This is a genomic window from Burkholderia sp. AU17457, from assembly GCF_002223255.1.
In the GTDB taxonomy this organism is placed as follows: domain Bacteria; phylum Pseudomonadota; class Gammaproteobacteria; order Burkholderiales; family Burkholderiaceae; genus Burkholderia; species Burkholderia sola.
The window spans coordinates 127,885-141,086 of sequence record NZ_NKFB01000004.1 but is presented as its reverse complement, the minus strand read 5'-3'; the positions used below and the strand labels follow the sequence as shown (position 1 = coordinate 141,086).

General features: G+C 68.3%; 13 protein-coding genes. 7 read left to right on the top strand and 6 right to left on the bottom strand.

Features of this window, described 5'->3' with window-relative positions; genetic code table 11:
- Positions 1 to 165: 165 nt before the first annotated feature.
- From CFB49_RS12920 to CFB49_RS12900, 5 genes are all read right to left on the bottom strand, one after another.
- The gene (locus tag CFB49_RS12920; protein WP_069618086.1) at positions 166 to 1,050 is read right to left on the bottom strand and encodes a PhzF family phenazine biosynthesis protein; all 885 of its coding nucleotides are present in this window, start codon (positions 1,048 to 1,050) and stop codon (positions 166 to 168) included.
- Between the two features lie 13 nt (positions 1,051 to 1,063).
- Entirely contained in the window at positions 1,064 to 1,522 is a 459-nt protein-coding gene (locus CFB49_RS12915) for a RidA family protein (protein WP_006478174.1), read from the bottom strand.
- 43 nt (positions 1,523 to 1,565) lie between these two features.
- A complete protein-coding gene (locus tag CFB49_RS12910; protein WP_069618087.1) occupies positions 1,566 to 2,747 on the bottom strand; it encodes an aminotransferase-like domain-containing protein in 1,182 nt (393 codons plus the stop codon).
- A gap of 165 nt (positions 2,748 to 2,912) precedes the next feature.
- On the bottom strand, positions 2,913 to 3,821 hold the full coding sequence (locus tag CFB49_RS12905) for a DMT family transporter (protein WP_069618088.1): 909 nt from the start codon (positions 3,819 to 3,821) through the stop codon (positions 2,913 to 2,915).
- 45 nt (positions 3,822 to 3,866) lie between these two features.
- Positions 3,867 to 4,559 carry a VOC family protein gene (locus CFB49_RS12900; RefSeq protein ID WP_089491521.1) on the bottom strand — a complete coding sequence of 231 codons (693 nt, stop codon included), beginning with the start codon at positions 4,557 to 4,559 and terminating at the stop codon, positions 3,867 to 3,869.
- 230 nt (positions 4,560 to 4,789) lie between these two features.
- Here CFB49_RS12900 and CFB49_RS12895 point away from each other — a divergent pair, with 230 nt between their 5' ends.
- The 4 genes from CFB49_RS12895 to CFB49_RS12880 all read left to right on the top strand — a co-directional run bounded on the left by CFB49_RS12895 (position 4,790) and on the right by CFB49_RS12880 (position 9,388).
- Positions 4,790 to 6,250, top strand: coding sequence for an aminotransferase-like domain-containing protein (locus tag CFB49_RS12895; protein ID WP_050018117.1), 1,461 nt, complete (start codon positions 4,790 to 4,792; stop codon positions 6,248 to 6,250).
- 158 nt (positions 6,251 to 6,408) lie between these two features.
- Positions 6,409 to 8,307 (top strand): molecular chaperone HtpG, encoded by a 1,899-nt coding sequence (gene htpG, locus CFB49_RS12890; RefSeq protein WP_089435430.1) that lies wholly within the window; start codon positions 6,409 to 6,411, stop codon positions 8,305 to 8,307.
- Positions 8,308 to 8,315: 8 nt separating this feature from the next.
- A complete protein-coding gene (locus tag CFB49_RS12885) occupies positions 8,316 to 8,912 on the top strand; it encodes a chorismate--pyruvate lyase family protein (RefSeq protein WP_089491831.1) in 597 nt (198 codons plus the stop codon).
- The gene (locus CFB49_RS12880; RefSeq protein WP_069618093.1) at positions 8,912 to 9,388 is read left to right on the top strand and encodes a DNA-deoxyinosine glycosylase; all 477 of its coding nucleotides are present in this window, start codon (positions 8,912 to 8,914) and stop codon (positions 9,386 to 9,388) included. The genes CFB49_RS12885 and CFB49_RS12880 overlap by 1 nt, the downstream gene beginning before the upstream one ends.
- Before the next feature lie 410 nt (positions 9,389 to 9,798).
- Here the strand turns inward: CFB49_RS12880 and CFB49_RS12875 are convergent, their stop codons facing one another.
- On the bottom strand, positions 9,799 to 10,053 hold the full coding sequence (locus tag CFB49_RS12875; RefSeq protein WP_089491520.1) for a hypothetical protein: 255 nt from the start codon (positions 10,051 to 10,053) through the stop codon (positions 9,799 to 9,801).
- Between the two features lie 153 nt (positions 10,054 to 10,206).
- On the opposite strand from CFB49_RS12875, the gene CFB49_RS12870 reads away from it, so the two are divergent.
- The 3 genes from CFB49_RS12870 (at position 10,207) to mctP (ending at position 13,113) form a co-directional block, all read left to right on the top strand.
- Positions 10,207 to 11,124, top strand: coding sequence for a spermidine synthase (locus CFB49_RS12870; protein WP_089491519.1), 918 nt, complete (start codon positions 10,207 to 10,209; stop codon positions 11,122 to 11,124).
- A 199-nt stretch (positions 11,125 to 11,323) separates the two neighbouring features.
- Positions 11,324 to 11,566 (top strand): DUF3311 domain-containing protein, encoded by a 243-nt coding sequence (locus CFB49_RS12865; protein WP_006490660.1) that lies wholly within the window; start codon positions 11,324 to 11,326, stop codon positions 11,564 to 11,566.
- On the top strand, positions 11,563 to 13,113 hold the full coding sequence (mctP, locus tag CFB49_RS12860) for a monocarboxylate uptake permease MctP (protein ID WP_069618096.1): 1,551 nt from the start codon (positions 11,563 to 11,565) through the stop codon (positions 13,111 to 13,113). Before CFB49_RS12865 ends, mctP begins: the two co-directional genes overlap by 4 nt.
- Positions 13,114 to 13,202: the final 89 nt, after the last annotated feature.

Below are 13,202 nucleotides of genomic sequence, written 5' to 3'. Positions count from 1 at the left end.
ATGGTTCGGATTGTCCCGACGTCTGTTCGTTCGCGGGACGCGCAACCATGGACAGACCTCCGAAACAACGGATTAGGCCCGATATTACTGGCTGGAACGTTTTTGCGATAGCTGGGCAAAGCGCGGAGCGCCGGACGAGCCGGCGCCATCGCACATCGCGAAATGTCAGTCGGGCGAGCGGAACGTGCCGTCGACGACCGTGACGACGTGGCCGCCGATCCAGGTCGTGCCGTCTGCGTCGTAGCTGACGAAGACGCGGCCGTCGCGGCCGATCGCCGTGCCCTGGCGGGCCGTATACGACGAGCCGGGGCGGCGTTCCTGCCGCGTCAACAGCCCGGCCAGCGCGGCGTTCGCGCTGCCGGTGACGGGGTCCTCGCCGGGGATGCCGAACTTGCCGCCCGTCATCAGGCAGCGGATCTCGAACGTCGCCGGGCCGCCTTCGGCGTGCGGCGCGTAGACGGCGAGGCCGTCCACGCCGTAGCGGTGGGTCAGCGCCGCCAGCGCGGCCGGATCGGGTGACAGGCCGATGCACGCGTCGGCCGACTTCAGCCGCACGACGAGCCACGGCGCGCCGTTGTCCACCGCGCACGGCTCGGCGTCCAGGTCGAGCGCGTCGCTGCAGAGCGCGGCGGCCAGTACCGCGTAGTCCGAACGGTCGAGCGGCGTGACGCGTGCCGGCGGCGCGGCGAACGCCCAGCCGTCGACCTGCTCGCGCAGCGCGACGCGGCCGACCCCGCACTGCTGGATCAGCCGGCCCGGCGTGCGGGGCCGCGCGCCGCTTTCCAGGAACGCGTGCGCGGTGCCGAGCGTCGGATGGCCGGCGAACGGCAGTTCGCCGCCCGTCGTGAAGATCCGCACGCGGTAATCGGCTTCCGGATCGGTCGGCGTGCAGAGAAACGTCGTTTCCGACAGGTTCGTCCAGCGGGCGATCTCGAGCATCGCGTCGTCGCCGAGCGAATCGGCGTCGAACACCACGGCGAGCGGATTGCCCTTGAACGGCACCGACGTGAACACGTCGACCTGCTTGAAGCGAACGAAACGGCCGGGCATCGCGCGGCGCCCGTTACGCGACTTCGGCGATCAGCTCGATCTCGACGCACGCGCCGAGCGGGATCTGCGCGACGCCGAACGCCGAGCGCGCATGCTTGCCCGCGTCGCCGAACACTTCGGCGATCAGCTCCGACGCGCCGTTCGTCACGACGTGCTGCTCGGTGAAGTCGAGCGTCGAGTTGACGAGGCTCATCAGCTTGACGATGCGCGTGACCTTGTTCAGGTCGCCGGTGTGCGCGTGCAGCGTCGCGAGCAGGTCGATCGCGATCGAGCGGGCGGCCGCCTTGCCGTCTTCCGTTTGCAGATCCGCGCCGAGCTTGCCGGCCCAGACCTTGCCGTCCTTCTTCGCGATGTGGCCCGACAGGTAGACCGTGTTGCCGCTTTGCGCGCTCATCACGTAGGCCGCGGCCGGTGCGCCGGCGGTCGGGAGCTCGATGCCGAGCGACTTCAGTTTGTCGTAGACGTTAGCCATGCGTTCGATTCCTCGTAGAGAGTCGTGACAGGGAAAAAGGGGATCAGAGGCGCTCGCGCAGCAGCTTGCCGAGGCGCGCGACGCCTTCCTCGATCTTCTCGGGCGGCACCGTCACGAACGACAGGCGCAGCGTGTTCTGCTGCGCGTTCTCCGCGAAGAACGGCGCGCCCGGCACGAAGGCGACGTGATTGTCGACGGCCGCGGCGAGCAGCGTCATGCTGTCGATCTGCGCGGGCAGGTTCACCCAGATGAACATCCCGCCTTCCGGGCGGTTCCACGTGACGCCTTCCGGCATGTGGCGCGCAAGCGCGCCGAGCATCGCGTCGCATTGCGCGCTGTACAGCTCGCGGATCGTCGGGATGTGCTCGTCGAGGAAGCCGTCCTTGATCACTTCGTGCGCGATGCGCTGCGTGAGCGTCGGCGTGTGCAGGTCGGTGGCCTGCTTGGCCTGCACGAGCTTGAAGTGGAGTTCCTCGGGCGCGATGATGTAGCCGATCCGCAGGCCCGGCGCGAGCACCTTCGAGAACGTGCCGAGGTGCACGACGTGGTCGGGCGCCATCGACAGCATCGTCGGCAGCGGCTCGCCCTGGTAGTTCAGCGCGCCGTACGGATCATCCTCCAGCACCGGGAACGGGCTCGACTGCGCGAACGCGGCGAGCGCGCGGCGGCGCTCGACGGGCAGGCGGCGGCCGGTCGGGTTCTGGAAGTTCGGCTGCGCGTACAGCAGGCGCGCGCCTTGCGTGAGTTCGGGGGCGAGGCCTTCCGGCAGCAGGCCCTGCTCGTCGGTTGGCACCTGCACGTAGCGCGGCTCGTACAGCGAGAACGATTGCAGCGCGCCGAGGTAGGTCGGCGTTTCGACGAGGATCGGGCTGCCCGGGTCGATCAGCGCCTTGCCGAGCAGGTCGAGCGCCTGCTGCGAGCCGGTCGTGATCAGCACCTGCGACACGCGCACACTGTAGCGCTCGGCGATCCATTCGCGCAACGGCAGGTAGCCTTCGGTCGCGCTGTACTGGAGCGCGGCGGCCGGCGCGTCGCGCAGCACGCGGTCGGCGGCGGCACGCATGCGTTCCGCCGGGAACGTCGCGGGGGCGGGCAGGCCGCCGGCGAACGAGATGACCTCGGGGCGTTCCGTGACCTTCAGGATCTCGCGGATCGCGGAGCTCGTCAGCTTGCGGGCGCGTTCGGAAAGCTGCCAGTGCGGCGGATGCAGGTCGTTCGGATTCATAGTCTCCTCGTTCGGATATCGTGGTCAGTCAAGAAAGGTCGTTCGGGCGCATCGCTTCGACGCTGCCGGGTGGGCAGCGCCGGCACGATGAAGCCTTCGCGGCTGGGTAAGCACGGCCAGTCAGGCAAAACCGATCAGGCAAAACGTTCATTATGGCGCACCTCATCAGCCGGCGCGAGCGGCGCGCGGCGCCGTGGCCACCGCCGAGCGGCGCCCGAGCACCACGGTCGCGATCACCGCGGCCGCGAACAGCCACGTCGACGACGTGACCGTTTCGCCGAACAGCAGCGCGGAAAAGGCGATCGTGAAGAAGATCTGCAGCAGCTGCACCTGGCCGACGCGCGCGGTGCCGCCCATCGCGAGCCCCGCGTACCACGCGAAAAAGCCGATGAATTGAGAAAAGAGGGTCACGTAGCCGAACGCGAGCCACGTGCGCGGCGCGAGCGGGCCCGGATGCGCCGCGTGCTGCATCCAGGCGAGCCAGCCGACCGGCAGCACGAGGAAGGGGGCCGACACGACGAGCGCCCAGCAGATCACCTGCCAGCCGCCGATCTGGCGTGCGAGGCGCGCGCCTTCCGCATAGCCGAGCGCGCCGATGCCCACCGCGACGAGCATCAGCGCGTCGCCGGCCTGCACGGCGCCGCCGCCGTCGCGCAGCGCGAACGCGATCACGAGCGCGCTGCCGGCCACCGCGCTGGCCCAGAACGCCTTCGACGGCCGTTCGTGCGACAGCCATGCCGCGTACAGCGCGACGAACAGCGGTTGCAGACCATTGACCACCGCGCCGTGCGAGGCCGGCACGCTCTTCATCGCCCACGCGGAAAACACCGGATACGCGATGATCACGCCGGCCGACGTGATCGCGAGGCTTTTCAGTTGCGCGCGGGTCGGCAGCGGCTCGCGGCGCCACCACAGCAGCAGGCCGGCCGGCACGGCGGCGGCGAGCGCGCGGCCGAGCCCGTTGAGCAGCGGATTGAGTTCGGATACGACGATCCGCGTCATCGGCAGCGTCAGGCTGAAGATCATCACGCCGATGAGGCCGAGCAGCATGCCCCGGGTTTCGCGCGAATTCATGTACTGGGTGTCTCCGTATTGCAGGGTGGGGAATCGGGCGGGCGCTCAGCGCAGCGTGCGCGCGCCGTGCGGCGTATCGAATTCGGCGACGAGGGCCGGCGCGCCGTCGGTGGACTCGACGTCGAGCAGGTGGGCGGCGCCGAGCCAGTCGAGCTGCTCGCGGATCGTATCCGCACGCGGGTGGACGCCCTCGAGCGCCTTCAGCGCGACGCCGCCGTTCGGCAGCGATTCGGCCGGATGGCGCGGGCTGTCCCACTGGATCAGCGATGGCACGAGGCCGTCGCCCGCGCCCTGCCACGCGGGGAAGCTGCCGTCGTCGGGCACCGTGAGGCCCCAGCTCAGATCACCGCGTCGCATTGCGACGACGGGCGCGATGCGGGCCGGGTACTGGCGCTGCCACAGCACGAGCTGGCGCGGGCGGTCGACGCGCGCGACCCAGTGCGCGAGAAACGGGCCTTGCGCGAGTCGCGCGTGCATCGACGGGGCGTCGAGCCCGAACAGCCGCGCGCGCGGCGGCTTCGCATCGTCGCCCGGCGCGGGTGCGTCGGGGTCGATCGCGATCACTTCGAGGTAGAGCCCGCCCCACGCACCGAACAGCGCATTGTGGGTCCGCATCAGCGGGTGGCGGCCGCCGCCGGCCGGTTCGATGCCGAGCGCGTCGGCGACATGGCGCACGCCTTCGTCGAGGGTGCGCGCGGCGATCACGAGATGGTCGAGTGTCAGGGAGCGGGCTGGCATGAGCGTCGGTCGGGAAGCGAAAGTGTCATGGTAGGCGGGCGCCGGGCCGGGTGGAGGCCGGACCGGCCGGCGCACCGGCCGCGACGCGGGCCGGCGGGCGCAGCGCCATGTGCGGCCGGGTCGGACCGATGGCCGCACGATCGCCATTCCGGTCAACTGTAATCGTCGCTACCGGCACAGTAACGGTACAATCGGCACGATAGCCTTCGGTACAGTTGGAGCTGCCGCCCATGTCCACCGTCCCACTCGCCCAGATTCCCGCGCCGCACGACACGGCCACGCTCACACTCGTCGACCAGCTGGTCCAGTGGGCGCGGCGACGCATCGACGAACGCGTGTTTCGTCCCGGCATGCGCATGCCGTCGATCCGCAAGCTCGCGCTCGACAAGAGCGTGTCGCGCTTCACCGTCGTCGAGGCCTACGAGCGGCTCGTCGCGCAGGGCTACCTCGACTCGCGGCGCGGCTCCGGCTTCTACGTGCGCGAGCGCACGGGCGCCGGCCCGCAGCCGGCCGACGGCGTCGCGCGCACGGCCGAGGCCGCGCCCGTGCACAACACGATCGACGTCGTCTGGCTGCTGCGCAACATGCTGCACACCGTCAGCCCGGAGAAGGGCCCGGGCCTCGGCTACCTGCCGGGCCGCTGGCTCGACGGCGAGCTCATCACCGGCGCACTGCGCGCGCTCGGGCGCCAGTCGGGCGCGCAGATGCTCGGCTTCGGCACCGCGCAGGGCTTTCTGCCGCTGCGCCAGCAACTGCAGACGCGCCTCGCCGAAGTCGAGATCGGTGCGAAGCCCGAACAGATCGTGCTGGTTTCCGGCATCACGCAGGCGATCGACCTGATCTCGCGGATCTACATGCGGCCGGGCGATGCGGTGATCGTCGGCGATCCCGCGTGGTTCCAGATGTTCGGCCGTTTCGCGGCGCAGGGCGCGCAGCTCGTCGGGATGCCGTATACGCCCGACGGCCCCGACCTCGATGCGCTCGAAACCCTGGTGCAGATGTGGCGGCCGAAGATGCTCGTGATCAACTCGGTGCTGCAGAACCCGACCGGCACGTCGCTGTCGGCCGCGCAGGCGTTCCGGATCCTGAAGCTCGCGGAGGCCTACGACTTCCTCGTCGTCGAGGACGACGTGTACGGCGACCTGTGCCCGCCGAGCTATCCGGCCACGCGCCTGGCGAGCCTCGACCAGTTGAAGCGGGTGATCTATCTCGGCAGCTATTCGAAGACGCTCGCGGCGAACCTGCGGGTCGGCTACGTGGCCTGCGCGCCGGAGATCGCGAAGGCGGTCACCGACCAGAAGATGCTGGTCGGGATGACCACGCCCGAGCTCAACGAGCGCGTGCTGTACAAGATCCTGACCGAAGGGCATTACCGGCGCCACGTCGAGCGGCTGCGCGCGCGGCTCGACGGCGTGCGCGACAAGACCGCGCGGATGCTCGAGCGCACGGGGCTCGGGCTCTTCACGATGCCGGCGGCCGGGATGTTCCTGTGGGCCGACACGGGTGTCGATTCGGACGCGCTCGCGGCGGTCGCGCACGAGGCCGGCTTCCTGCTGACGCCGGGCAGCCTGTTCTCGCCGCAGCAGTCGCCGTCCACGTGGATGCGCTTCAACGTCGCGAATTGCGGCGATCCGGCGCTGCCCGGGCTGCTGGCGCGCTATATCGACTCGGCGGTGCGGCGCGCGTCGTGACTCGGCGCGGCAGGCCGGCTCTTGAAATGCCCGGCGCCGTCCCCAGATACGCGCGCAAACCGCTGGCGCCGGGCGGTCGTCCTTCGTGGGGCCGCCGGCATCGCGCGCCGGGCGCCGGCGTCACCCCTTTCCAGTTCAAGTAAGAGGAAACAGCATCCATGGCACACGAAACGATGAGCTTTCAGGCAGAGGTCAAGCAACTCCTCCACCTGATGATCCATTCGCTCTACAGCAACAAGGAAATCTTCCTGCGCGAACTGGTGTCGAATGCGTCCGACGCGGCCGACAAGCTGCGTTTCGAAGGGCTCGCGGATAGCGCGCTGTACGAGAACGATCCGAACCTGCGCATCCGCATCGGCTACGACAAGGCCGCGCGCACGATCACGATCGACGACAACGGCATCGGCATGAGCCGCGACGAGGCGATCGCGAACCTCGGCACGATCGCGCGTTCGGGCACCAAGGAATTCTTCACGAAGCTGTCGGGCGACCAGCAGAAGGATGCGGCGCTGATCGGGCAGTTCGGCGTCGGCTTCTACTCGGGCTTCATCGTCGCCGACAAGATCACCGTCGAGACGCGTCGCGCGGGCCTGCCGGCGAACGAAGCCGTGCGCTGGGAAAGCGCGGGCGAGGGCGATTTCACGATCGACGCGATCGAGCGCGCGCAGCGCGGCACGACGATCACGCTGCACCTGCGCGAAGGTGAGGACGAACTGCTGTCGTCGCATCGCCTGAAGTCGATCATCCAGAAATATTCCGACCACATCGCGCTGCCGATCCTGATGCGCAAGGAAGAGTGGGATCAGGAAAAGGGCGAGATGGTCCTGAAGGACGAGGACGAGACCGTCAACCAGGCGAGCGCGCTGTGGACGCGTTCGAAGAGCGACGTCACCGACGAGCAGTACACGCAGTTCTACCAGCACATCGCGCACGATCACCAGGATCCGCTCACGTGGACGCACAATCGCGTCGAGGGCCGCAGCGAATACACGCAGCTGCTGTTCGTGCCGGCGCACGCGCCGTTCGACCTGTGGAACCGCGACTATCGCGGCGGCCTGAAGCTGTACGTGAAGCGCGTGTTCATCATGGACGACGCCGAGCAGCTGCTGCCGCAATACCTGCGCTTCGTGAAGGGCGTCGTCGATTCGGCCGACCTGCCGCTGAACGTGTCGCGCGAGATCCTGCAGGAAAGCCGCGACGTGAAGGCGATCCGCGAAGGCGTGACCAAGCGCGCGCTGTCGATGCTCGAGGAGCTCGCGAACGCGGAAGACGATGCCGGCAAGGACAAGTACAAGACGTTCTGGGGCGCATTCGGCCAGGTGCTGAAGGAAGGTCTCGGCGAGGATCACGCGAACCGCGAGCGCATCGCGAAGCTGCTGCGCTTCGCGTCGACGCACGGCGACACCGACGCGCAGGACGTGTCGCTCGCCGACTACGTGTCGCGCATGAAGCCCGAGCAGAGCAAGATCTACTACGTGACCGCCGATACGTGGCAGGCCGCGAAGAACAGCCCGCATCTGGAAGTGTTCCGCAAGAAGGGCGTCGAGGTGCTGTTGCTGACCGACCGCGTCGACGAATGGATGCTGTCGTTCCTGCACGAATTCGACGGCAAGCCGCTCGCGAGCGTGGCCCGCGGCGATCTCGATCTCGGCGAGCTGAACGACGAGGAGAAGAAGGCGCAGGAGCAAGCCGGCGAGGCGATCAAGCCGGTCGTCGAGAAGATGAAGGAAGCGCTCGGCGACAAGGTGAAGGAAGTGCGCGTCACGTTCCGCCTGACCGATTCGCCGTCGTGTCTCGTCGCCGACGACAACGACATGAGCGGCTACCTGCAGCGGATGCTGAAGGCGGCCGGCCAGAACGCGCCGGCGATGCAGCCGATTCTCGAGATCAATCCTGAGCACGCGCTCGTGAAGCAGCTGAACGCCGACAGCGCCGATTTCGGCGACTGGTGCCATCTGCTGTTCGATCAGGCGCTGCTGGCCGAAGGCGGCATGCTCGACGATCCGGCGAGCTTCGTGAAGCGGACCAACGCGCTGCTGCTGTCGCGCGCCGCGTGAACGCGCGCATGCGATTCGACGGCGCGCAGGCCGGCTGGTGCGAGACCCCGCGGCCTGGCTGCACGCTCGACCAGCGCGACTGGCTGACGCGCGGCGGATCGCTGACCGCGCACCTCGCGCGGCTCGGCCGCGTGAGCGTGCGCGTGACGCGCGAGGCCGTCGACGCGCCGTGGTTCGACGAGCCCGACGCACTCGCGAGCTCGCCGCGCGCGCCGATGTGGGTGCGCGAGGTGATCCTGTCGGTCGACGGCACGCCGTACGTCGCCGCGCACAGCATCGCGCCGCTCGCGGCCAGCAAGGGCGTGTGGCAGGCGATGCGGCGGCTGCGCACGCGGCCGCTCGCGGAACTGCTGTACAGCGATCCGCAGGTCGAGCGCTCGGCGCTCGTGAGCAGGCGCGTGATCGCCGGCCATCCGCTGTATGCGCTCGCGAGCCATGCATTGCAGGGCGCGCGCGCGCCGCACGCGTTTGCCGCGCGGCGCTCGGTGTTCCAGCGGCACGGCAAGCCGCTGATGGTCACCGAGTGCATGCTGCCGGCGCTGTGGCGCCATCTCGATGCGCACGGCGACGGGCCGCGATCGGTCGGGCCGCACGGAGACGCGTGATGTTGCGGGGTTTTCCGCCGGTCGTCGCACCGGACACGCACACGATGATCCTCGGCAGCTTTCCGGGCGAGGCGTCGCTCGACGCCGCGCAGTACTACGCGCATCCGCGTAACCAGTTCTGGCGGCTGCTCGGCGCGGTGCTCGGCGAGCCGTCGCTGCATGAACTGCCGTACGATGCGCGGCTTGCGCGTGTGCTGTCATACGGCATCGGCATCTGGGATGTGCTCGATGCGTGCCATCGACAGGGCAGTCTCGATTCCGCGATCAGGAACGCGCAGCCGAACGACTTCGATTCGCTGCGCGAGCATGCGCCGTTGCTCAAGCGCGTGTGCTTCAACGGCAAGACGGCAGGGCGGTTCGCCGACGTGATCGGCGCGGCGGGTTATGAAACCCTCGTGTTGCCTTCGTCGAGCCCGGCGAATGCGATGCTGTCGTTCGAGCAGAAGCTGGCGCTTTGGCGCGCACTTCGCGCCTGAGACGCGTCGGATTCCGAGTCTCTCCCGGTCAGGGCTTCGCCTTGCCTTGCCTGGCGCCCGTGGTCGACGCAATGCGACTTTGTGCGGCGACGAGTTGATCATCGGTGGTCGCCACCAGCCACAGACTGGAGAGCCATCCCCGGCGATCTGGCGATGCATGGTCCGTCGCTGTATGCGTCATGGCCGCCGTGAGCCTCCCCGAATGTCGTTTCAGTTTGGCATAGGTTCGGTCGACCGAACGGGCTTTTTATTGCAAGAAAGTAAAGGACCGGCACGTACGCGGATCAGGCAGGCGGCGGGTTTCGCGGATTTCGATGGTCGTCGTATCAGCAGCCGAAACGGACCGGAACATCGACGCGTACCGGCGGTGGGCGCGCGTGGCGTTCGTCACACGCCGTTGCGTGCGACGCTCAATCGTCCTTGCCCCAGCGCCAGCGCGGTTTCTCGCCCTTGAGCCAGCACACCGCGGTCAGCAGCGCGGCCAGCACCACGATGCACGCGCCGTACGCAATCGGCGAACGCTGCGGCGGCACGAGCCACGCGCTCGCAGTGACGCCGATCGCGAACAGCAGCAGCACGACCCACCCCTGCCACGCCACCGGCAACCCCCAGCCCCAGCCGTAGCGCTTCGCGGGAAACCGGATCTTCTTGTCGTTCGAGGTCATGCGCGCTCCTGTGATCCGCGACTGCAGCGTGGCGCCGACGGGATTCGGCGTCACGCGTGGCCGGACCCGCGGCGCGGCCCCGACCCCCACCAATGCTATCCTCTCGTCCGCTCATCCAGCGCATCCAGCATCACCCAGCGAGATTCAACCATCATGACCCGACTGATCAAGCGCGCGTCCGCCGAGGCGCGCGCGTTCAAGCAACGCAAGCCGTCCGCGTACAACGGCTCCGAAAAACTCCAGCCGCCGCGCGTGAAGCGCCGCCCGGACATCGACGAGCACGACGACGTGCCGGTGCTCGAAGCGCCGCGCAAGCCGCGCTTCGCGCCCGTGACGTTCTCCGAAGAAGGCGGCGTGCGCTTCCTGCACTTCGGCACCGAGTGGGTGCAGGGCGCGATGCGGATCTCGAAGCCGCTGCATATCGAGCTCGAATACGCGCAGCAGATGATGGCGTGGCTGCTGTTCCTCGAAACGCCCGAGCGGATCGTCCAGCTCGGGCTCGGCACCGGCGCGCTGACCAAGTTCTCGCACCGTTTCCTGCCGCACGCGAAGGTCGAGGCCGTCGAGCTGAACCCGGCCGTGATCGTCGCCGCGCGCACGATGTTCGCGCTGCCGCCCGACGACGCGCGCCTCGTCGTGCACGAAGCCGACGCATGGGATTTCGTCAACGATCCCGCCAACCGCGGCACGGCGGGCGCGATCCAGATCGACCTGTACGACGCGACCGCGCGCGGCCCCGTGCTCGACAGCGTCGCGTTCTACCGCGCGGTGCGTGGCTGTCTCGCCGACGCCGGCATCGCGACGATCAACCTGTTCGGCGATCATCCGAGCTTCGTGCGCAACATGAAGCACCTGAACGCGGCATTCGATCACCGTGTGATCGCGCTGCCCGAAGTGCACGACGGCAACCGGATCGCGATCGCGTTCTCGGGCCCCGCGCTCGACGTGCCGTTCGCGCAGCTGGAAGCCCGCGCGAAGCTGATCGAGGACACGCTGAAGCTGCCCGCGCGCAAGTGGGTGAAAGCTTTGAAAGCAACGACCGGCGCCCGCGACGCCGCGTTCGCGATCTGACGTCGCATGCACCGGCGACAGGCCGGTGCAACCGCGCGACAAGGGGCGGATCACCTCGGGTTCGCCCCTGCTTGACCGTGTGCTCGCGGCTCCTATACTGGCGCGAAGCCAGGGGAGCCGCAGCCTACCCGTTTTGCCGCTCCTCTCGGCGCCGTACCCGCTCAACAAGATCGATAACCGGGATAGAAGAGGAGACGTCATGGCTCACGATGCCGACGCCAACCGGGCCGCCAAGCGCTGGCTCTGGCTGCTGGTACTGCCGCTGATCGCGATGGTCTGGGTACCGTCGTACAGCAAGATCGAACCGCAATGGCTCGGTTTTCCGTTTTTCTACTGGTACCAGCTGCTGTGGGTCTTCATCAGCGCGGTGATTACCGCGTTCGTGTATTTCAAGACCAAGAACGCGTGGAAGGCGAGCGGCACGCAAGGAGGTGCGCAATGAATCTCGGCGCGACCTTCGTCTTCGTCCTGCTGTTCATCGGCGTCACGATCATCGGTTTCCTGGCCGCGAACTGGCGGCGCGGCGATCTTGCCCATCTCGACGAATGGGGCCTCGGCGGACGCCGCTTCGGCACGATCGTCACGTGGTTCCTGCTCGGCGGCGATCTCTACACGGCCTATACGTTCGTCGCGGTGCCCGCGCTCGTGTTCGGTGCCGGCGCGATGGGCTTCTTCGCGCTGCCGTACACGATCCTGATCTATCCGTTCGCGTTCGTCGTGTTCCCGAAGCTGTGGAGCATCGCGAAGCGGCACGGCTACGTGACGGCCGCGGATTTCGTCAATGCGCGCTACGGCAGCCGGATGCTCGCGCTGGCGATCGCGGTGACGGGCATCCTCGCGACGATGCCGTACATCGCGCTGCAGCTCGTCGGCATCGAGGTGGTGATCGGCGCGCTCGGCTTCGACACGACCGGCTTCGTCGGCGACCTGCCGCTCATCATCGCGTTCGCGATCCTCGCCGCTTACACGTACACGTCCGGGCTGCGTGCGCCCGCGATGATCGCGATCGTGAAGGACGTGCTGATCTACGTCACGATCGCCGCCGCGGTCATCGTGATCCCCGCGAAGCTCGGCGGCTTCGGGCACATCTTCTCCGCGGTGCCGCCCGCGAAGCTGCTGCTGAAGGCGCCCGACGCGGCGAGCCTGAACGGCTACAGCGCGTACGCGACGCTCGCGATCGGCTCGGCGCTCGCGCTGTTCCTGTATCCGCACTCGGTCACGGCGATCCTGTCGTCGTCGTCGGGCAACTCGATCCGCCGCAACATGGCGATGCTGCCCGCGTATTCGTTCGTGCTCGGCCTGCTGGCGCTGCTCGGCTACATGGCGCTCGCCTCCGGCGTGAAGGACATGCCGCAGTACGCGCCGTACTTCAAGGCGTTCGGCCCGAACTTCGCGGTGCCCGCGCTGTTCCTCGAGTACTTCCCGTCGTGGTTCGTCGGCGTCGCGTTCGCGGCGATCGGCATCGGCGCACTGGTGCCGGCGGCGATCATGTCGATCGCGGCCGCGAACCTGTACACGCGCAACATCCATCGCGAGTTCGTGAACCGCAACATGTCGCACGACCAGGAAACGCACGTCGCGAAGCTCGTGTCGCTGATCGTGAAGGTCGGCGCGGTGGCGTTCATCCTCGGGCTGCCGCTGACCTACGCGATCCAGCTGCAACTGCTCGGCGGGATCTGGATCATCCAGACGCTGCCCGCGATCGTGCTCGGCCTGTACACGCGCGTGCTCGACCATCGCGGCCTGCTGGCCGGCTGGGCGGCAGGCATCGTGTGCGGCACGTGGATGGCGGTCTCGCTGAAGCTGGCGAGTTCGATCTTCACGATCCACCTGTTCGGCCTCGCGATTCCCGGCTACGCGGCCGTGTGGTCGCTGGTCGTGAACCTGGTGGTGTCGGTGGTAGTGAGCGTGCTGGTGCGCGCGATGGGGATGACGCATGCGGAGGATCGCACGCGGCCGGAGGATTATCTCGACGTCGTCGAGGGCTGATACGGGCCGTGCGCGGCGGTGTGCCGCGCACGCGCCACGCGGCAACGAAAAACGCCCGCCACCGCAAGGTGACGGGCGTTCGTTCTTGC